Origin of the sequence: Pseudomonas sp. C8002 (assembly GCF_013385765.1) — a bacterium.
Taxonomy (GTDB): Bacteria; Pseudomonadota; Gammaproteobacteria; order Pseudomonadales; family Pseudomonadaceae; genus Aquipseudomonas.
The window spans coordinates 18,970-38,566 of the sequence record NZ_JACAPJ010000008.1; the positions used below are offsets into that span (position 1 = coordinate 18,970).

At 61.2% G+C, this 19,597-nt stretch carries 21 protein-coding genes and 1 pseudogene; 7 read left to right on the forward strand and 15 right to left on the reverse strand.

Annotated features, from left to right (window positions below):
* Positions 1-193: 193 nt before the first annotated feature.
* The 4 genes from HX814_RS13900 to HX814_RS13915 all read left to right on the forward strand — a co-directional run bounded on the left by HX814_RS13900 (position 194) and on the right by HX814_RS13915 (position 3,844).
* Complete coding sequence (locus HX814_RS13900) at positions 194-997, forward strand: transporter substrate-binding domain-containing protein (RefSeq protein ID WP_043226395.1); 804 nt, start codon at positions 194-196, stop codon at positions 995-997.
* Positions 998-1,216: 219 nt separating this feature from the next.
* Positions 1,217-2,014 carry a transporter substrate-binding domain-containing protein gene (locus HX814_RS13905; RefSeq protein ID WP_003209284.1) on the forward strand — a complete coding sequence of 266 codons (798 nt, stop codon included), beginning with the start codon at positions 1,217-1,219 and terminating at the stop codon, positions 2,012-2,014.
* A 143-nt stretch (positions 2,015-2,157) separates the two neighbouring features.
* Positions 2,158-3,117 (forward strand): amino acid ABC transporter permease, encoded by a 960-nt coding sequence (locus HX814_RS13910; RefSeq protein ID WP_003209286.1) that lies wholly within the window; start codon positions 2,158-2,160, stop codon positions 3,115-3,117.
* Positions 3,110-3,844: an amino acid ABC transporter ATP-binding protein gene (locus tag HX814_RS13915; RefSeq protein ID WP_087692909.1), complete on the forward strand. Its 735-nt coding sequence runs from the start codon at positions 3,110-3,112 to the stop codon at positions 3,842-3,844. The genes HX814_RS13910 and HX814_RS13915 overlap by 8 nt, the downstream gene beginning before the upstream one ends.
* A gap of 126 nt (positions 3,845-3,970) precedes the next feature.
* On the opposite strand, the gene HX814_RS13920 is transcribed toward HX814_RS13915, so the two are convergent.
* The 12 genes and pseudogenes from HX814_RS13920 to ubiE all read right to left on the reverse strand — a co-directional run bounded on the left by HX814_RS13920 (position 3,971) and on the right by ubiE (position 14,162).
* Positions 3,971-5,878: a methyl-accepting chemotaxis protein gene (locus tag HX814_RS13920; protein WP_177008286.1), complete on the reverse strand. Its 1,908-nt coding sequence runs from the start codon at positions 5,876-5,878 to the stop codon at positions 3,971-3,973.
* A 172-nt stretch (positions 5,879-6,050) separates the two neighbouring features.
* Entirely contained in the window at positions 6,051-6,923 is an 873-nt protein-coding gene (locus tag HX814_RS31685; RefSeq protein WP_371103578.1) for a methyl-accepting chemotaxis protein, read from the reverse strand.
* A pseudogene (locus tag HX814_RS31690) lies at positions 6,909-7,967 on the reverse strand (methyl-accepting chemotaxis protein); the annotation flags it as partial. The gene HX814_RS31685 and the pseudogene HX814_RS31690, both read right to left, overlap by 15 nt.
* Before the next feature lie 178 nt (positions 7,968-8,145).
* A complete protein-coding gene (locus HX814_RS13930) occupies positions 8,146-8,853 on the reverse strand; it encodes a 16S rRNA (uracil(1498)-N(3))-methyltransferase (protein WP_003209293.1) in 708 nt (235 codons plus the stop codon).
* Positions 8,850-9,641 (reverse strand): twin-arginine translocase subunit TatC, encoded by a 792-nt coding sequence (gene tatC / locus HX814_RS13935; RefSeq protein WP_026078063.1) that lies wholly within the window; start codon positions 9,639-9,641, stop codon positions 8,850-8,852. The genes HX814_RS13930 and tatC overlap by 4 nt, the downstream gene beginning before the upstream one ends.
* Positions 9,638-10,084 carry a Sec-independent protein translocase protein TatB gene (tatB, locus tag HX814_RS13940; RefSeq protein WP_003209296.1) on the reverse strand — a complete coding sequence of 149 codons (447 nt, stop codon included), beginning with the start codon at positions 10,082-10,084 and terminating at the stop codon, positions 9,638-9,640. Before tatB ends, tatC begins: the two co-directional genes overlap by 4 nt.
* Positions 10,085-10,094: 10 nt before the next feature.
* Positions 10,095-10,373, reverse strand: coding sequence for a twin-arginine translocase TatA/TatE family subunit (locus HX814_RS13945; protein ID WP_003209298.1), 279 nt, complete (start codon positions 10,371-10,373; stop codon positions 10,095-10,097).
* A gap of 25 nt (positions 10,374-10,398) precedes the next feature.
* Positions 10,399-10,731, reverse strand: coding sequence for a phosphoribosyl-ATP diphosphatase (locus HX814_RS13950; protein ID WP_008439273.1), 333 nt, complete (start codon positions 10,729-10,731; stop codon positions 10,399-10,401).
* Between the two features lie 2 nt (positions 10,732-10,733).
* On the reverse strand, positions 10,734-11,126 hold the full coding sequence (hisI, locus tag HX814_RS13955; RefSeq protein ID WP_010169173.1) for a phosphoribosyl-AMP cyclohydrolase: 393 nt from the start codon (positions 11,124-11,126) through the stop codon (positions 10,734-10,736).
* 41 nt (positions 11,127-11,167) lie between these two features.
* Positions 11,168-12,772 (reverse strand): ubiquinone biosynthesis regulatory protein kinase UbiB, encoded by a 1,605-nt coding sequence (ubiB, locus tag HX814_RS13960; RefSeq protein ID WP_003209302.1) that lies wholly within the window; start codon positions 12,770-12,772, stop codon positions 11,168-11,170.
* Positions 12,769-13,392: an SCP2 domain-containing protein gene (locus HX814_RS13965; RefSeq protein WP_003209304.1), complete on the reverse strand. Its 624-nt coding sequence runs from the start codon at positions 13,390-13,392 to the stop codon at positions 12,769-12,771. Before HX814_RS13965 ends, ubiB begins: the two co-directional genes overlap by 4 nt.
* Positions 13,392-14,162 carry a bifunctional demethylmenaquinone methyltransferase/2-methoxy-6-polyprenyl-1,4-benzoquinol methylase UbiE gene (ubiE, locus tag HX814_RS13970; RefSeq protein ID WP_003209306.1) on the reverse strand — a complete coding sequence of 257 codons (771 nt, stop codon included), beginning with the start codon at positions 14,160-14,162 and terminating at the stop codon, positions 13,392-13,394. The genes HX814_RS13965 and ubiE overlap by 1 nt, the downstream gene beginning before the upstream one ends.
* Before the next feature lie 143 nt (positions 14,163-14,305).
* Here ubiE and HX814_RS13975 point away from each other — a divergent pair, with 143 nt between their 5' ends.
* The 3 genes from HX814_RS13975 (at position 14,306) to HX814_RS13985 (ending at position 16,144) form a co-directional block, all read left to right on the forward strand.
* Positions 14,306-14,581, forward strand: coding sequence for a polyhydroxyalkanoic acid system family protein (locus tag HX814_RS13975; protein ID WP_008439272.1), 276 nt, complete (start codon positions 14,306-14,308; stop codon positions 14,579-14,581).
* 105 nt (positions 14,582-14,686) lie between these two features.
* Entirely contained in the window at positions 14,687-15,109 is a 423-nt protein-coding gene (locus tag HX814_RS13980; protein WP_134325603.1) for a phasin family protein, read from the forward strand.
* 12 nt (positions 15,110-15,121) lie between these two features.
* A complete protein-coding gene (locus HX814_RS13985) occupies positions 15,122-16,144 on the forward strand; it encodes a phasin family protein (protein WP_177008289.1) in 1,023 nt (340 codons plus the stop codon).
* A 171-nt stretch (positions 16,145-16,315) separates the two neighbouring features.
* Here HX814_RS13985 and HX814_RS13990 read toward each other — a convergent pair whose 3' ends face one another.
* The 3 genes from HX814_RS13990 to phaZ all read right to left on the reverse strand — a co-directional run bounded on the left by HX814_RS13990 (position 16,316) and on the right by phaZ (position 19,593).
* Complete coding sequence (locus HX814_RS13990; RefSeq protein ID WP_003209312.1) at positions 16,316-16,936, reverse strand: TetR/AcrR family transcriptional regulator; 621 nt, start codon at positions 16,934-16,936, stop codon at positions 16,316-16,318.
* Positions 16,937-16,963: 27 nt separating this feature from the next.
* Positions 16,964-18,646, reverse strand: a complete 1,683-nt coding sequence (phaC, locus tag HX814_RS13995) for a class II poly(R)-hydroxyalkanoic acid synthase (protein ID WP_003209314.1) — start codon at positions 18,644-18,646, stop codon at positions 16,964-16,966.
* A 101-nt stretch (positions 18,647-18,747) separates the two neighbouring features.
* On the reverse strand, positions 18,748-19,593 hold the full coding sequence (phaZ, locus tag HX814_RS14000) for a poly(3-hydroxyalkanoate) depolymerase (RefSeq protein WP_003209316.1): 846 nt from the start codon (positions 19,591-19,593) through the stop codon (positions 18,748-18,750).
* Between the last annotated feature and the right edge of the window lie 4 nt (positions 19,594-19,597).

Below are 19,597 nucleotides of genomic sequence, written 5' to 3' on the forward strand. Positions count from 1 at the left end.
TACGTTGTTTTTCCCTTCTGCTGCATCGCGCTAACTCCTTGTTATTTCGAAACAAAAGACCCTTCTCCGAGGCATATTGCCGTGCCTGCGAGTGGGTTAGCATCGCCCCCCAAATCTGACTCGAAGCCTGCGGCTTACGCGAACTTGCGCGTGGCCGGGTGTGGGAGTGTTTAATGGAACAGGGGCTTTTTTCATGATCAAAAGGTATTTGTCGATGCTGCTGCTCGGCATCGTCACATTTTCCCACGGTTACCTGGCGCATGCCGGGGCCATAGATGAGGCCGTTCGGCGAGGTGTGTTGAAAGTCGGCACCAATCCAGCCTACGTGCCCTTTGAGATGACCGACAAGAAAGGCCGGATCGTCGGGTTTGAAATTGACCTGCTTCGGGAGATGAGCAAGGCGCTGGGGGTCAAGCTGGAGCTGGTTTCGGTACCGTATATCGACCTGATTCCCGGCCTGCTGGCCAGCCGGTTCGACCTGATCGGCAGCGGCATGACTGTCACGCAGGAGCGCAACCTGACCCTCAATTTCAGCGACTCGTTCATCATCGTCGGCCAGACCGTGCTGCTGAACCCTCGGTTGGCCGACAAGGTCCAGAGCATCGAGGACTTGAACGAGGCCGGTTACCGGATCGTGGCCGCCGAAGGCACCACAGGCGAGGCGGCGGCGAAAAGGTTTCTCGGCACTGCACGGCTGCGCAGTTTTCCAACACCTGAAGAAGGCGTGCGCCAGGTGGTGGAGGGCAAGGCCGATGCGTTTATCCATGATGCGCCGTATAACCTGATCGCCATTACCAAGCCCCAGAACAGTGCGCTGTTGGCGCTGGAGCAACCCTTCACCTACGAGCCCCTGGCGTTCGGCTTGAAAAAGGGCGATTACGACAGCCTCAACTGGATCAATCATTTCCTCAACCAGGTGGCCCAGGACGGCACCTACGATCGGCTGCATGACAAGTGGTTCAAGGACTCGGGCTGGATGGCGGAAGTGGACTGGTAGTCATAACTGCTTACACATCAAGCAATTGGCTGGGCCGTGGGTCGAGGTGTCTAGCCATGCCTTTCTCTGCACGGTTGTGGGGCTTTTCTGTCATACCTTGGCAACAAATCCCGGCGAAACCTTTGTACCCGGCGGTGAGTGAGTTAGGATCGCACCCCGAAATGGTGCAGCCCTTTTGCGCGCCGACCTCACAAGAAAATGAGTTCAGGGGACTTGATGATGAAAAAGTATCTTTCGATGCTGCTGCTGGGTGTCACCGCACTGGTGGCGGTCAACGCGGCACATGCCGGCGCCATCGATGATGCGGTCAAGCGCGGTACGCTGAAAGTCGGCATGGACCCGACCTACATGCCGTTCCAGATGACCAACAAACGCGGCGAAATCATCGGCTTTGAAGTCGACATCCTCAAGGCCATGGCCAAGTCGATGGGCGTGAAGTTCGAGCCGATTTCCACCGGTTACGACGGCATCATCCCGGCCCTGTTGACCGACAAGTTCGACATGATCGGCAGCGGCATGACCCTGACTCAGGAACGCAACCTGCGCCTGAACTTCAGCGAACCGTTCATCGTGGTCGGCCAGACCCTGCTGATCCGCAAGGAGCTGGAGGGCACCATCAAGTCCTACAAAGACCTGAATGACGAGAAATACCGCCTGACCTCCAAGCTCGGCACCACCGGCGAAATGGTGGCCAAGAAGCTGATCTCCAAAGCCAAGTACCACGGCTATGACAACGAGCAGGAAGCTGTTCTGGACGTGGTCAACGGCAAGGCTGACGCCTTCGTCTATGACGCCCCGTACAACGTGGTGGCCGTGAACAAGGTCGGCGCCGGCAAACTGGTGTTCCTTGATCAGCCGTTCACCTTTGAACCCCTGGCGTTCGGCCTGAAGAAGGGCGACTACGACAGCATCAACTTCATCAATAACTTCCTGCACCAGATCCGCAACGACGGCACCTACGATCGCATCCATGACAAGTGGTTCAAGAGCTCTGAGTGGCTCAAGGATATGGAATAAAAGCTGACCTGCATTGATCGTTCCCACGCTCCGCGTGGGAATGCAGCCCGTGACGCTCTGCGTCACAAAGCGGACGCTGAGCGTCCAGTGAGGCATTCCCACGCAGAGCGTGGGAACGATCTCGACATATCCCGGAACCTGAAATGAAACAGAAAAAAGCCCAATGGCCCTGGCACCTGCTGACGGTGCTGGTGCTGGTCGGCCTGGCCGGCGCGTTGTATTACGCCACCTCGCTGATGTCCTACGAATGGCGCTGGAACCGCGTGCCGCAGTACTTCGTCTACCAGGCCGAAGAATCCCAGCGTGCGTCGGACATTTCCACCGTCAGCGAGTTGGTACGCAAGGGCGATGTGGCTGACGTCACCCTGCGTAATGACGAGGGCAACGAACAGCACCTGACCGTGGCCGAGAACAGTCTGCAAGTGGCCAAGGGCGATGACGTGGCCGAGGGCGATGTGGTCGGCGTCACCCGGCATTGGGCTGCGGGCCCTCTGCTGTGGGGCTTGTGGACTACGTTGTGGCTATCGGTGGTGTCCGGGGTGCTGGGACTGTTGATCGGCCTGGCGACCGGATTGTGTCGCCTGTCGAACAACCCGACTTTACGCGATCTGTCGACGATCTACGTCGAACTGGTACGCGGTACGCCGTTGTTGGTGCAGATCTTCATTTTCTATTTCTTTATCGGCACGGTGCTCAACCTGTCCCGGGAATTCGCCGGGATCGCCGCGCTGTCACTGTTTACCGGCGCGTATGTGGCGGAAATCATCCGTGCCGGCGTGCAGTCGATTGCCCGTGGGCAGAATGAGGCGGCACGTTCCCTGGGGCTCAGTGCCGGTCAGTCGATGCGCCACGTGGTGTTGCCGCAAGCTTTCAAGCGCGTGCTGCCGCCCCTGGCCGGGCAATTTATCAGCTTGGTCAAGGACACATCCCTGGTGTCGGTGATCGCGATTACCGAGCTGCTCAAAAGCGGCCGCGAGGTCATCACCACCTCGTTCTCGCCATTCGAAATCCTGTTCTGCGTCGCAGGCCTGTACCTGCTGATCAACCTGCCGCTGTCGAAAATCGCCAGCCGGCTTGAGCGGAGGCTCGCGCAAAGTGATTGAAGTCCGCGATCTGGTAAAAGTCTTCGACACCCGTGGCCACGTCGTACGCGCGGTGGACAACGTGACCACCCAAGTGGCCAGGGGTGAAGTGCTTGTGGTGATCGGCCCGTCCGGTTCCGGCAAGTCGACGTTCCTGCGCTGCCTTAACGGCCTGGAGGAATTCGATTCCGGCTCGGTAAGCATCGACGGCCTGCAACTGGCAGACCCGAAGACCGACGTGAACGCCTACCGCCGTGAAGTCGGCATGGTGTTCCAGCACTTCAACCTGTTCCCCCACATGACCGTGCTGGAAAACCTCTGCCTGGCGCAAAAAGTCGTGCGCAAGCGCGGCAAGAAAGAGCGCGAGGCCAAGGCCCTGGCGCTCCTGGAGAAAGTCGGCATTGCCCAGAAAGCCCACGAGTTCCCGTCGCGGCTTTCCGGTGGCCAGCAGCAACGCGTCGCGATTGCCCGCGCGCTGGCGATGGAGCCCAAGGTGATGCTGTTTGACGAGCCCACCTCGGCGCTGGACCCGGAAATGGTCGGCGAAGTGCTGGACGTGATGAAGACCCTGGCCCTGGAAGGCATGACCATGGTCTGCGTCACCCATGAAATGGGCTTTGCCCGGGAAGTGGCTGATCGCGTGCTGTTCTTCGATCACGGCAAACTGTTGGAGGACGCCGCCCCGGCGCAATTCTTCGATGCGCCGAAGGACCCTCGCGCCCAAGCCTTCCTGCGCCAGGTTCTATAAATGCGTGGGAATGTTTCTTGTGGCGAGGGAGCTTGCTCCCGCTGGGCCGCGTAGCGGCTCCAAAAAAAGATAGGAGCGCTGCGCACTCCAGCGGGAGCAAGCTCCCTCGCCACAGGTTGGGTTTTTTCAGACCTTGAACTTGCCCACCCACACCTGCAAATCCGCCCCCAGGCGGGCCAGTTCGACACTGGCCGCCGCAGTGTCCTGACTCGCGGTCCAGGTCTGTTCCGATACATCCTTGACCTTCAGCACGCTGCGGTTGATCTCCTCGGCGACTGCCGTTTGTTCCTCGGCAGCAGCGGCAATTTGCGGGTTCATCTCCTGAATCACTGACACGGTACGGGTGATACCCGCCAGCGCTTCTCCTGCACGGCGGGTCAGTTGCACGCTGTTGTCGGTGAGGCTGCGACTGTTGTCCATAATGTCCGCGACCTGCTGCGTGCCCCGATGCAGGCCGCTGATCAGCTCCTCGATTTCCTCGGCCGACTGCTGCGTGCGTTGCGCCAGGCTGCGCACTTCATCGGCGACCACGGCAAAGCCTCTGCCAGCCTCGCCGGCGCGGGCCGCTTCGATGGCGGCGTTGAGGGCCAGCAAGTTGGTCTGTTCCGATACCGACTTGATCACCTCCAGCACGCTGCCGATCTTCCGGCTTTCCTGTTGCAGGCCTTGCATGGCCTGGCTTGAACGAGCCATTTCCTGAGCCAGGTGCTCGATGTGGGTAATGGCCTCAGCCACCACCTGATCGCCCTGGCCCGCCTGCCGGTCGGCCTCGGCAGCAGCCAGCGACGCTTGCTCGGCATGGCGCGCAACTTCCTGGGAGGTGGCGAGCATCTCGTTCATGGCGGTGGCCACCTGTTCGGTTTCCTGCTTCTGGCCGTCGACCCCGTCGCGGGTTTGCTCGGTGACCGCCGAGAGTTGCTCGGCGGCGCTGGCGATCTGCTGGGCGCTGTCGCCGATGCCGCTGATCAAGCCCCGCAGGTTGAGGGTCATTTGCCCGATGCTGCGCTGCAACTGCCCCAGTTCATCCTGGCGCGAGGCCTGGATGTCGTGGCTCAGGTCACCTTCGGCAATCCGGTTGGCCACGGACAGGGCCTGGCGCAGCGGCGCGACGATCTGGACGGCGATCAACCAGGCGGCCACGACACCGAGCAACAGCGCCGCTGCAGTAACGTTGAGCAGCAGGGTGCGGGCGAGGCTGGCTTCGTTGTCACGCTTGGCGGTCTGGTCCTGGCTCAGCAGGTCGCTTTCCGTGAGCAATTGATCCAGCCACTGTTCAAGCTGGTTCTGGGTGGTTTCGGCGCTGAGTTGGGCGTCCTTGAGGCGTGTCAGGTGAGTCCGAAAATCGAGCAGGACTTTTTTCAGGGCGCTGGCGTCAACCGGCAGCGCGCCTACCGCCGCCTGGGCGCCATCCAGGGCCAGTAGCGCATCACCCACGCCCTTGGCGTAGGCGTCCAATGACGCAGCGGCCCAGGCGGGGCTCTGGGCGCGGTCTTCGGCTTGTTCCAGGGCCTGGCGCAATTGTTCCACGGCATCGAGAGCCTTTTCATCGTCTTGATTGGGCAGGTTGCTCGACAGTTCAGAGAGGCTGTCACTGCTCTGGACTGAGCTGCGCTTGAGCTGTTCACGGGCGTTTTCACGTTGCTTGATCAGCCCCTCCAAGCCGCTTAAGGCGGTCTTGAAACTGGTGACGAAGCGTCGGCTTTCCTGCAGTTGTTGTTGGTTGACCGGGTCGGTAAATCGCGGGGAAAGATCCACCAGGAACTGGTCGATCTTGTCCATGTGCAGCTCTATTTTGGACAGGCTGGCCGGGTCGTTCAGGGTGCGATAGACGATGCGATCAGCGCGCAACTCTTCGCCGACGACTGCCAATTGCGAGAGCAGCGTGAGTTTTTGGGAGCGCTCGAGGGATGCGCTCAAGGCTTGCCAGCCTGTAGAGGCGATGATCAGGCTGAGGCTGAGCACCAGGCCAAAGCCCAGGGCAAGTTTGAGGCTGATGCTGATGTTTCCGAGCAGGCGGGTCAGTGGACGAAACATGGTGAACCTCCAACGAATCAAAAGGAGCGTCTCAAGCGTCCGGCCAACAATGGTCAGGGGAGTTGAAACGCTACTTTTATTCGGCGCCAGGTGTGTGATCCACGACCTGAAAAACGCGTAGGAAATTTCACATATTGTCGGAGCGGCGGCCCTGATGGCCGCCGCAAGCGGGTCAGACCTTGAAGCGACCTACCAGGCTTTGCAGGTAAACCCCCAGGCGCGCCAGCTCGGCACTGGAAGCCGCAGTTTCTTCGCTGGCCGCCGAGGTTTGTTCGGAAACGTCCCGCACGTTGAGCACGCTGCGGTTGATCTCTTCGGCCACGGCGCTTTGCTGCTCGGCGGCGGTGGCGATCTGCTGGTTCATCGCCTGGATCGCCGAGACGGTACGGGTGATGTTTTCCAGGGCATTGCCGGCCCGACGGGTCAGCTCGACGCTGCTGTCGGTCAGGCCGCGACTGTTGTCCATGATGGTTGCCACCTGCTGGGTGCCGCTTTGCAGGCCGACGATCAACTCTTCGATCTCCTCGGTGGACTTCTGCGTCCGCTGGGCAAGGCTGCGCACTTCATCGGCAACCACCGCAAAACCGCGTCCGGCTTCACCGGCGCGCGCCGCTTCAATCGCTGCGTTAAGGGCCAGCAGGTTGGTTTGCTGGGCCACTGACTTGATGACGTCCAGCACACTGCCGATCTTGTCGCTCTCACGCTTGAGATGGCCCATGGCTTCGGTGGAGTTGCCCACCTCGCTGGCCAGGCGCTCGATCTGGGCGATGGCCTCACCGACCACCTTGTCGCCTTCACGGGCCTGCTGGTCGGCGGCTACGGCGGCTTCCGAGGCTTCTTCAGCGTTACGGGCGACTTCCTGCACGGTGGCGGCCATTTCGTTCATGGCGGTGGCCACCTGGTCGGTCTCGACCTTCTGGCTGTTGACCCCGGCGCTGGTCTGCTCGGTAACGGCCGATAGCTGCTCGGCGGCACTGGCGATCTGGGTGACGCCGTCGCTGATACCGCCAATCAGCTCCCGCAGGCCCACGGTCATGCTTTGCATCGACCGTTGCAGCTGCCCCAGTTCATCCTGGCGCCGGGAGATCAGGTTGTGGCTCAGGTCGCCGGACGCCACGCGTTCGGCGACTTTGAGGGTCTGGTTCAATGGAATCACGATCTGCCGGGTAATGGCCCAGGCGGCGAGTACACCAAACGCCAGCGCGAGGGCGGTGGCCAGTAACAGCAGGTTCTTGGCGTGGGCGGCATCGGTATCACGCACCACGGTTTGCGAAGTGGTGAGTTTGTTACTGCGATCGAGCAGGATATCGCCCTGCTCGCCCATGATTTTCATCGCGGCGGCACTGGCCACCTGGGAGTCGCGGTACTGGCTCACGGCGGCGCGGTAGGCCTGCAGCGAGGCGCTGGCCTCTTGCAGGTTGGCCCGGTATTGCTCGGGCAACGGGTCGTTGAGGTCGGTGATTTTCTTCAGGGCGTTGTCGATGGCATCCAGCGCCGGCTGTTCGGCCTCGACCTTGCCGCTGTAGGTGTAGCCGCGCACCTGGAAGCGCGCTTGCTGGATCAGTTTGCTCAGGTCGACCACGCTGTTGAACAGGGTGACGCTGTCGCCTTGCAGCAGGGATTTTTCCACTTCGTTGATTTTTGCGACGGCGTTGTCGGCGGTATCGCCCAGTTTGCTGCGGGCGCCTTCACGCTTGAGGCCGGCCTGCACCATGGCGCCGAAGGCTTTTTTGTATTGGCCCAAGGCATCTTGTTGCTGCTCTACCACGAGCTTGTCGTCGGGTTGCTCGATCAGGTCTGCGGCGGTTTTCAGGCCACTGTCCAGCTGGGTGATCAGGTCGTTGACCGCGCTGGTGCCTTGTTCGCCACGGCGCATTTCGAAGTCCAGTCGCGCCAGGCGCAGGTCCTTGGTCAGCCCGTTGAGGCTGGAGATGTAGCCCAGCTTGTCGCCACGGCTGATCACGCCGCTGAGGCCGGTCCAGCCGGTGAAGGTGATCAATAGGGTCAAGACCAATACCAGGCCGAAGCCTATGCTCAGCTTGCGGTTGACGCTGACATTCCCCAGTTTCTCGGCTAACCAACGATACATGCTGCGAACTCCCCTGGAACAAGGCTTGGACTTATTCAGAGCGTATCGGCAGATTCGGATGTTTCTGTAGGAGCGAGCTTGCTCGCGAAGGTCGTCAACGATAACGCGGGCATTCTGAGTGAGCGCGGTGTCCTTGAGTTTTTCGCGAGCAAGCTCGCTCCTACAGGAGAGGGCGGTGTTAGAAAAGGCGGGCGAGCAGCGCGGTGACGGCGGTTTCGACTCTCAGGATGCGCGCGCCGAGTTGCACCGGCTGCAACCCGGCCTTGGCCAGCAGGTCCACCTCGTAGGGAATCCAGCCGCCTTCCGGCCCGATGGCCAGGGTGACCGGCTCATCCAGCCCGCGAGGGCAGGGCGGATAGTCGCCGGGGTGACCAATCAGGCCGAGGGTGCCTTGCGCCATGGCGGGCAGGCGGTCTTCGACGAATGGCTTGAAGCGCTTTTCGATCACGATCTCGGGCAGCACCGTGTCCCGGGCCTGTTCCAGGCCGAGGATCAATTGCTCGCGAATCGCTTCCGGCTCCAGGAACGGCGTCTGCCAGAAGCTCTTTTCCACGCGATAGCTGTTCACCAGCACCACTCGCGGCACGCCCATGGACGCCACGGTTTGCAGCACCCGGCGGAGCATTTTCGGGCGGGGCAGGGCCAGCAGCAGGGTCAGGGGCAGTTTGGCCGGCGGCGGCTGGTCGAAGGTCACTTCCAGCTCGGCTTCCCGGGCTTCCAGGCGCAGCAACTGCGCGTTGCCCATCAAACCGCCAATCCGTCCGACCCGCAGGCTGTCGCCTACGGCGGCACGGTGGACTTCCTGCATATGCACCAGGCGCCGATCACGCAGCACCACCCGGTCGGCCGCGATAAAGTCGGCCTCCTCAAGCAGCAGCAGGTTCACGGCTGGGTCGCTGGCGGCTGGTCATCGTCGGCGGGTTGGTCATCGGGGTGATCGCCACGCTTGCTCACCAGGCTGCCAAACAGGATGCCAATCTCGAACAGCATCCACATGGGTACGGCCAGCAGGGTCTGGGAGAAGATGTCCGGCGGGGTCAGGATCATGCCGACCACGAAGCAGCCGATGATCACGTACGGGCGGATCTTCTTCAGGTATTTGACGTCGACCACGCCGATCCACACCAGCAGCACCACGGCCACCGGGATTTCGAAGGCCACGCCGAAGGCGAAGAACAGCGTCATCACGAAGTCGAGGTAGCTGGTGATGTCGGTCATCATTTCCACACCGGCCGGGGTGGCGGCGGCGAAGAACTTGAAGATCAGCGGGAACACCAGGAAGTAGGCAAAAGCCATCCCGGTATAGAACAGCAGGATGCTCGACACCAGCAGCGGCACGGCGATGCGTTTTTCATGCTTGTACAGGCCCGGCGCGATAAAGCCCCAGATCTGATGCAGGATCACCGGGATCGCCAGGAACAGCGAAACCATCATCGTCAGCTTCAACGGCGTGAGGAACGGTGACGACACGTCGGTGGCGATCATCGTCGCGCCAGCCGGCAAGTAGTCGCGCAGCGGCGTGGAGACGAAGGTGTAGATCTGCTGGGTGAAGGCAAACAGCCCGGCAAAGATGATGAAGATCGCCGCGACACAGCGCAGCAGGCGGGTGCGCAACTCGGTGAGGTGCGAGACCAGTGGCATGTGCTGGTCGGTTTCCGGTTTATCAGCGCTCATGGGGCTCGCGGCGGCAATGTAGGGTCGTGGGGCGCGGGCGACACGGCAGGTGTCGGCGCGGGTTCGGTCGGGGTCACGGGCGCAGTGGGCGCAGGCTCGACGGCGTGCACGGGTTCAGCGACCGGTGCAGGCGCGGGTGCGGCGGGCGGAGCAATCGAATGCTCGGCCACAGGCTCGACCGGCTTGGGCGTTTCCTGCACCGGCGAGAGAATCTTCCGTGCCTCCTGCTCCAACGACAGAATGTGTTCGTTGTGCAGTTGCCGGCGAATCTCGTCGGCGCCGATTTCCCGTTCAACTTCCTGTTTGATGGCGTTGAAACTGCGTTTCAGGCGCCCGATCCACAGGCCGGCCGTGCGCGCGGCACCGGGCAGGCGTTCCGGCCCCAGTACCAGCAGGGCCACGAGGCCGACGAGCAGCAGTTCAGAGAAGCTGATACCAAACATTATTCAGTACTCACGAGTCTTTTTGGTTCTGCTCTTTGACGTGCTCGGCCTGCACGTCGAAGGTGCGACGTTCAGTGATCGGCTGAGTGGCCTGCGGGTGTACAGGCTGCGCCGGTGGCACCGGATTGACGGCCGGGTCGGCAGGCTTTTCGTCGTCGTTCATGGCCTTGCGAAAGCCCTTGATCGATTCACCGACGTCGGTGCCGAGGTTTTTCAGCTTCTTGGTGCCGAACACCAGCACAACGACCACAAGAATGACGATCCAGTGTTTCCAGTCAAAAATGCCCATGCTGCAATTCCTCTGTAAAAGTTGGTCAGACGGACGGGCGCGAGGCCTTTTCGGCATGCCCGGACAAGCCGAAGCGACGGTCCAGTTCATCAAGCACTGCCTGTGGATGCTGCCCCAGTTGGGCGAGCATGACCAGACTGTGGAACCACAAGTCGGCAGTTTCGTAGATCACGTCGCTGCAGTCGCCGCTGATTTGCGCGTCCTTGGCCGCAATAATCGTCTCGACGGATTCTTCGCCGAGTTTTTCCAGGATCTTGTTCAGACCCTTGTGGTACAGGCTGGCGACGTAGGAGCTGTCGGCGTCCGCGCCTTTGCGGTCTTCCAGCACCTGGGCCACACGGTTGAGGGTATCGCTCATGTTCAGTGTCCTGCCGAATAGATAGCGTGCGGGTCTTTGAGCACGGGCTCGACGGTCTTCCACTCGCCGTTCTCGAACACGCGGTAGAAGCAGCTGTGACGGCCGGTGTGACAGGCGATATCGCCGATCTGTTCGACCTTGAGGATCACCACATCGGCATCGCAGTCGATGCGCATCTCATGCAGGGTTTGCACGTGCCCGGACTCTTCGCCCTTGCGCCACAGTTTGCCACGGGAACGTGACCAGTAGATGGCGCGGTTCTCGGCGGCGGTCAGGCTCAGGGCCTCGCGGTTCATCCAGGCCATCATCAGCACGCGCCCGGTCTTGTAGTCCTGGGCAATGGCCGGCACCAGGCCGTCACTGTCCCACTTGATCTCGTCCAGCCAGTCTTTCATTTTCGGCTCCGGCAATTTGCGACAGTGTATAACCGGATTGGCTATCGACGCACGATCAGATACACGCCCACCGCGACCATGATGCCGGCCGGCCAGTGGCCCAGTTCATTCAACGGCCCGCCGGCGGCCAGTATCGTACCGCCCACCAGGTGCGCGGCGCCCAGCAGGCGCAGGAACCAGTCGTCCTTGCGCTTGTGCCACGGCGGTGCGGGGTCCTTGGCGTGGGGCTGGGACATGCGCTCCAGCAGGTCGCGGGTCATGTTGGCCAGGTGCGGCAGTTGCTCGACCTGGCTTTGCAGGTTGCCCAGCAGGGTTTTCGGGCTGATACGGTCCCGCATCCAGCGCTCGAGGAACGGCTGGGCGGTGTTCCACAGGTCGAGGTCCGGGTACAGCTGACGGCCCAGGCCTTCGATGTTCAGCAGGGTCTTTTGCAACAGTACCAACTGCGGCTGCACTTCCATATTGAAGCGCCGCGCCGTCTGGAACAGACGCATCAGCACCTGACCGAAGGAAATATCCTTTAACGGTTTTTCAAAGATCGGCTCGCACACAGTGCGGATCGCCGCTTCGAATTCGTTGAGCTTGGTTTCGGCCGGCACCCAGCCCGAATCGATGTGCAACTGCGCCACGCGGCGGTAGTCACGCTTGAAGAAAGCGAACAGGTTGCGCGCCAGGTAATCCTGGTCTTCCGGGGTCAGGCTGCCGACGATGCCGCAGTCGATCGCAATGTACTGCGGGCTCCACGGGTTCACGGTGCTGACGAAAATGTTGCCGGGGTGCATGTCGGCGTGGAAGAAGCTGTCGCGGAACACCTGGGTGAAGAAAATCTCCACGCCGCGCTCGGCAAGCATCTTCATGTCGGTGCGCTGGTCGGCCAGGGTCGCCAGGTCGGTGACCTGCACGCCGTAGATGCGCTCCATCACCAGCACTTTCGGGCGGCACCAGTCCCAATAGACTTGCGGCACGTACAGCAGCTGCGAGCCTTCGAAGTTGCGCTTGAGCTGGCTGGCGTTGGCCGCTTCGCGCAGCAGGTCGAGTTCGTCGTAGATGGTTTTTTCGTAGTCCAGCACCACGTCTACCGGGTGCAGCAGGCGTGCATCGGCAGAAAAGCGCTCGGCGGCGCGGGCAAGGATGAACAGCCACGCCAGGTCCTGGCCGATGATCGGCTTGAGGCCCGGGCGGATCACCTTCACCACCACTTCTTCGCCGCTTTTCAGTTGCGCGGCATGCACCTGGGCCACCGAGGCCGAGGCCAGCGGCGCGATGTCGAAGCGGCTGAAGACTTCGCTGATCTTCTTGCCCAGCTGCTCTTCAATCAGCGTGACTGCCAGTTGCGAGTCGAACGGCGGCACGCGGTCCTGCAACAGCATCAGTTCGTCGGCGATGTCTTCGGGCAACAGGTCGCGGCGGGTGGAGAGGATCTGCCCGAACTTGATGAAGATCGGCCCCAGGTCCTGCAACGCCAGGCGCAGGCGCGCGCCACGGCTCAGCTCGAGGGTCTTGCGCGGGAACCAGCGCCACGGCAGCACATAGCGCACCGCCAGCAGAAACCACGGCAGCGGCAGGGCGAACAGCAGGTCATCGAGGCGGTAGCGGATTACGACGCGCTGGATACGAAACAAACGGCGGACGGCGAGCAGCTTCATGCGTTATCGCTTGAATCAAGGGAGCGGCTCAGGCGCTCGAAGCGCGCCTCAAGTCGTTCCAGGTCGAGTTTGGCCTGGTCGAGTTCGCGAAAGCGCGCTTCCGCTTCCCGTTGTCCGACCAGGGTGCGCGATTCTTCGCTCAGGTATTCGGCGAGGTTCTGGTTCAGGCTGGCGAAACCCTGCTGGTACCAGCGCGTACGGCTGCGCAGATGACCGCTGATCAGTTGGGTGGCCACCGGGCCGAGCCAACGTGACAGCTCGTATTCCCAGTCCAGTTCCAGGTCTTGCAGCACGGCGGCCAGGTCCATCAGCACCGCGCTGTCGCCTTCAAGTTCCACGTCCGGGCCGTGGAGGATCGCCGTCTTGTCCCGACTCAGGGCCAGGCGCAGCAGGCTTGAGCCGGAAGCACGCAGGGTGCAGTCGGCGTCGGCGGCCCAGTGGGACGCCAGCAACAGGCCTTCATCGCTGGGCAGGATAAACAGCTGCAAGGCGGGGCTGGTGCAGTCGACGGCGATGATCCTGCCGTTCAGGTGCGCCAGCCGTGCCAGGGCGGTGCTGTCCAGGCGCAGTACACGGTTGAGGCCGTGTTCGACGCTGGCGAGAAGGCCTGCGAACAGCATCAGGGCTTGATGCCGCGGTGCAGGGCGACGATGCCCGAGGTCATGTTGTGGTAGGTCACGCGGTCGAAACCGGCCTCTACCATCATCGACTTCAGGGTTTCCTGGTTCGGGTGCATGCGGATCGATTCGGCCAGGTAGCGGTAGCTTTCGGCGTCATTGGTGATCAGCTTGCCCATCAACGGCATGAAGGCGAACGAGTAGGTGTCGTAGACCTTGGACATCAGTGCGTTGGTCGGCTTGGAGAACTCCAGCACCAGCAGGCGACCGCCGGGCTTGAGTACGCGCAGCATCGAGCGCAGTGCGTCTTCCTTGTGGGTCACGTTACGCAGGCCGAAGGCGATGGTCACGCAGTCGAAGTGGTTGTCCGGGAACGGCAGCTTTTCAGCGTCGGCCTGGACGAACTCGATATTGCCCGCCACACCTTTGTCCAGCAGGCGATCACGACCGACCTTGAGCATCGAGCCGTTGATGTCGGCCAGTACCACCTGCCCGGTGGGGCCCACCAGCTTGGAGAACTTGGCGGCCAGGTCGCCCGTGCCGCCTGCGATATCCAGCACACGGTTGCCGGTGCGTACACCCGACAACTCAATGGTGAAGCGCTTCCACAGGCGGTGCATGCCGCCGGAGAGCACGTCGTTCATCAAGTCGTACTTGGCGGCGACCGAGTGAAACACCTCGGCGACTTTTTCCGCTTTCTGGCTTTCCGGGACGTTCTTGAAGCCGAAGTGAGTGGTGGGTTCGGCATCGCTGCCTTTGCGCTGATCAGTCATATCGCTGTCACCAAAAGAGAATGGGGGCATTCTAATCCCCAAGGCATGCTTTGTCTTGGCAAGGCTGAAGGTAAGATAGGTGGTCACCGAGACCTTTTGCCGCATGGCGGGTCGACAAGTCTCTATAACGAGGAGTCATTCAAATGGCCCGTATACAGGTTGAACGTGCCCACACACTGGGCAAAGACGCTGCCCGAGAAAAAGCCGACAAGTTGGCGAGCAAACTCAAGGAGCAATATGGCCTGGAGTCTTCGTGGGCCGGCGACACACTGAACCTCAAACGTTCGGGCGTTAAAGGCACCGTGAAAGTGGCGGAAGATTCCCTGCGGATTGAAGTCGAGCTGGGTCTGTTGATGTCGGCCATGAGTGGCACCATCAAGTCCGAAATCGAGAAGGCACTGGATAAAGCCCTGGCCTGATTTGCGACCTTCTTAGGGTGCCGATTCTAATTTTTCTGCCTACTTTGTGCCCAAGCCCCCAACTTCTGTGGGCAGTTCCTCCCCCCTTTATGCGTGAGGTGCACCATGGCCAAAGTTATTTTGAAGAAAAAAATTGCTACCGGAACTAACGCCCTGACTGACGTTAAATCCTATGCCCGCAAGATCTGGCTGGCCGGTTTGGGGGCTTACGCCAAGGTCGGAAGCGAGGGCGCCGAGTACTTCAAAGAGCTGGTTAAGACTGGTCAACATGTTGAAACTAAAGGCAAAAAAGTTGTGATTGAACAACTTGATGCAGCCAACAGTCAGATTGATCAAGTCAAGAGCGAAGTCTTCGGCGTCAAAGGTCGAGTCGAAGTGCAACTGGATAAAGTTGAAAGCGCTTTTGATAGTCGTGTTGGAAGTGCCTTGAATCGGATCGGCATTCCGTCTAAACATGACGTGGAGACACTCTCTGCTAAGCTCGATGAGCTGACGGCATTGCTCGAACGTGTCGCGCGTAAACACTAAGGAGACAACGGGATGGCTGGTAAAAAGACTACTGATAAAGAAGGCAGCTCGTGGATCGGGGAAGTTGAAAAATACTCCCGCAAGATCTGGCTGGCCGGTTTAGGCGTGTACTCGAAGGTGAGCAGTGACGGCGGTAAATACTTCGAGACTTTGGTTAAAGACGGCGAGAAGGCCGAGAAGTTGACCAAGAGCACAGTGGGTAAACAAGTCGATGCGGCAAAGGCTTCCGCCGGTTCTGCCAAATCACGTATCAGCGACAAGTGGGGCGAACTGGAAGGGGCTTTTGACAAGCGCCTGAACAGTGCCATTTCGCGACTCGGCGTACCTAGCCGTACTGAAGTGAAAGCGCTGCACAGCAAGGTCGATACCTTGACCAGGCAAATCGAAAAACTCACCGGCCTTAAAGCTGCGCCAGTTGCGGCTAAAACTGCAGCGGCTAAACCGGCTGCCAAGCCTGCGGCGAAAACTGCAGCGGCCAAGCCTGCTGCTAAAACCGCCGCTAAACCGCTGGTCAAGGCCGCCGCCAAACCGGCAGCCAAGCCAGCCGCCAAGGCGCCGGCCAAAGCTGCTGCAAAACCGGCTGCCAAGCCTGCGGCGAAAACCGCAGCGGCTAAACCGGCCGCCAAGCCTGCCGCTAAACCAGTGGCCGCTAAAGCAGCTGCAAAACCTGCGGCGAAACCTGCAGCCAAGCCGGCAGCAAAAGCAGCAGCCAAGCCAGCGGTGAAAACCGCTGCCGCCAAACCTGCTGCAGCGAAGCCTGCTGCCAAGCCAGCCGCTGCGAAACCTGCAGCCAAGCCGGTTGCTGCCAAACCCGCCGCCAAGCCTGCGGCTGCAAAACCTGCAGCGGCCAAGCCAGCTGCAAAACCGGCTGCGGCGAAGAAGCCGGCCGTAGCCAAAAAGCCAGCAGCGCCGAAGCCAGCGGTAGCGGCCAAGCCTGCAACTGCAGCGCCGGCGACCAACTCGGTCACGCCACCGACGCCTGCTGCTACCCCGACTGCAACGCCGGCAAGCCCGACGCCTACCAGTCAGTCCTGATTTTTACGGGACACATAAAAACGCCCGGCCTGCGAAGGTCGGGCGTTTTTTATGGAATCTACAGAACAACACAAATCCAATGTGGGAGCGGGCTTGCTCGCGAAAGCGGTGGATCAGTCACACATGTGCTGACTGACACTCCGCTTTCGCGAGCAAGCCCGCTCCCACATTTTAGTCCGCGTCGTCCAGGTAGCGCAGCGCCAACCTCTCTGTCGCCAGCCTCGCCGGCATCAGCAGATGCGGGGCCACCAGCATCATGATCTGGTACACCACCACCCGCACCTCACCTTCTCGGTCGAGAATCCGCTGGTAGTCCAGGGAAAACAGCAAGGTCATGGTGATCTGTTCCACCAACTGCCCCAGCGCCTGGGTTTCACTGACCAGTTGCCCATCCGTCTTGAGGCGGGCCAGCAACGAGGCCAGCGTGCGCTTGAGCGCCGTCAGCAGGTTGCGGATGCCCTTGGCCAGTTTCGGCAAGCGGCCCGCCAGGTTCGACAGGTCCTGGAACAGAAACCGATAGTGCGCCATGCGCTCCACGATCAGGTGCAGGAACAGCCAGTAATCCTCGGCCGCCAGTTGTGCGTCTTCCGGCGGATCGAGCAACGGCGCCAATTCGTTTTGAAAGCGCTCGAACAGACCGAGCACCAACGGTTCCTTGCCATGGAAGTGGTAATAGAGATTGCCGGGGCTGATCCCCATTTCATTGGCCACCTCCATGGTCGACACGTTCGGCTCGCCCTTGTGGTTGAACAACTGCAAGGCACATTCAAGGATACGGTCGCGGGTCTTCATCCAGTCTTCTTAAAGTCGTCGTGGGGCTCAGCGGACTCGCACATAGGTGCCCGGCGCCGCTTCCATCGGTGGGTAATTCTGGTTGCCCAGGGCGGTCAGTGTTTCGCGCTGCACACCGGAGCGCTGCTGGATCCACGCCAGCCAGTTGGGCCACCAGCTGCCCTCGACATGATTGGCGTCGTAGTACCAGGCGCGCGGGTCGCTGCTCAGCTTGAGGTTCTCGACGTAGTTGGCCTTGGGGTTGCCCGGCGGGTTGAGGATGCTCTGGACATGCCCGCTGTTGGACAGAATGAAGCGCTTATCGCCGCCCAGCAGCTGGGTGGAGCGGTACACCGCGTCCCACGGCGTGATGTGGTCGTTGATGCCGCCCACGCTGAAGCTGTCCACCGTCACCTTCTGCAAGTCGACAGGCGTGCCGCACACCTCCAGGCCGCCGGGATGGCTCAGCGGGTTGTGCTTGAAGAAGTCCAGCAAGTCGCCATGCAGCGCGGCGGGCAGGCGGGTGTTGTCGTTGTTCCAGTACAGGATGTCGAAGGCCGGCGGTTCCTTGCCCAGCAGGTAATTGTTGATCCAGTAGTTCCAGATCAGGTCGTTGGGACGCATCCAGGCGAATACCTTGGCCATGTCCCGGCCGTCGAGTACGCCTTGCTGGTAAGAGCGGCGCTTGGCGGCTTCCAGCGTCTGTTCGTCGGCGAACAGGGTGGCGGGGCTGTCGATCTGGCTGTCCAGCAGGCTCACCAGGTAGCTGGCGCTGGAGATACGGCGCAGCTGGCGCTTGGCCTGCAGATGGCCTTGCAGCGCGGCGATGGTCAGGCCACCGGCGCAGGCGCCCATCAGGTTGACCTCGCGGGCGCCGGTGATTGCGCGGGTTACGTTCAGCGCTTCTTCCAAAGCCGCGACGTAGGTGGACAAGCCCCATTCCCGGTGGCGTACATCCGGGTTGCGCCAGCTGACCATAAACACTTGCAGGCCATTTTTCAGAGCGAACTGGACGAAGCTGTTGTTCGGGCTCAGGTCGAAAATGTAGTACTTGTTGATTTGCGGCGGCACCACCAGCAGCGGCTTGGCGTACTGTTTTTCGCTCATGGGCTTGTACTGGATCAGCTCCAGCAGTTCATTGCGAAACACCACCGAACCGGGTGTGGTGGCCACCGTCTTGCCGACTTCAAAGGCCTGCTTGGTGACCTGGCGCGGCAAGCCGTTGTTGTGCAGCAGGTCGTCGAACAGGTTGCTGACGCCACGCACCACGCTGTTGCCGCCGGAGTTGAGCAGCTCCTTGATCGCCAGCGGGTTGAGCAGGGTGTTGGATGGCGACACGGCATCGTTGAGCAGGGCAAAGGCAAAGTGCGCCCGCGCCCGGTCGTCGGCGCTGAGGTTGCTGTCGTCGATCCAGTGGCGGGTCTGTTTTTGCCAGCTCAGGTAGGCTTGCAGGCTGCGCCGATAAAACGGGTTGAGCTGCCAGGTCGGGTCGGCGAAGCGGCTGTCCTTCGGGTTCGGCTCGTGCACCGTTTCCCCGAGCAGCACGCGGCCCAATTGCCCGCCCAACTTCAGGGCGTGGCGGGCGGTGTGCACCGGATTGCGCAAGCCGTGTGCGGCGACGCTGCGCAGGGTCGAGAGCAAATCCCGGCCGCGCAGGCCGGTGATCGCACTTTCAATATTGATGAACGCGGCGGGTGTGGGCACCGGGTTCGATACGGGTCTTTCTCGCATGCGCCAACACTCCTTCGTCAAGCCATCAACAAGCACGCCAATTCAGAACCATAGTCGGTTCTGGCCAAGTTGCGCGGCGCGGTCGTCCTGACCGCTGCCGTCTAAAGTGCGGGTTGCGGGTGAATCACCGCCCTCAGGCGTTCCTCCTGGAGAAACTTCATGATGATCGGCGCCACGGCCTCGGCCCGGGTAATCAGGAACAGATGGCCGTCGTCGATGATGTGCAGTTGGGCGTTGGGAATGCGCCAGGCCAGCATGCGCATGTTGATCAGCGGGATCAGCGGGTCGTCGTCGCCGGCCAGCACCAGGGTCGGCTGCTTGATCTTGTGCAGCCAGTGGATGCTGGTCCAGCCAAGCCCGGCGAACAGTTGCCAGTAGTAACCCAGCTTGCCCGCCGAACGCACTTTGCTCGCGTGTTCGGCGGCCAGTTTCGAATCCCGACGGAAGGAGCCGCCGTAGATCATCGGTGCAATGCGCACCACGTGGGACGGTTGGATATAACGCCGGGGGCTGGCCATCAGCCACAAGACTTTCGGCTTGCCCGGCACCATGAAGGCACCGGCGGCGGTGGCGGCCAGAATCAGCTTCTTGCAGCGTTCCGGATAGTCATAGGCGAACTGCTGCGCCAGCGCGCCGCCCCAGGAAACGCCCACCGCGTTGACCTGGCCATAGTCCAGGTAGTCGAGCATGCGCGCGGTGAGTTTGGCCAGGCCGGGAAAGCGATAAGGCCGGCTGGGGGTCGACGAGCCGCCGACGCCTGGCACATCAAAGGCAATCACTTCCAGGTCCGGGTCCAGGGCCTGGACGAACGGAAACACCAGCTCAAGGTTGGCGCCGATGCCATTGAAAATCAGCAGCGGCGTCAAGTGAGGCTTGCCCGGGCGTACCGCCGTGCGGATAGCTTGGCCATCCAGGTCGATGGTACGGAAGATGAACGGTTGCGGCATGGGC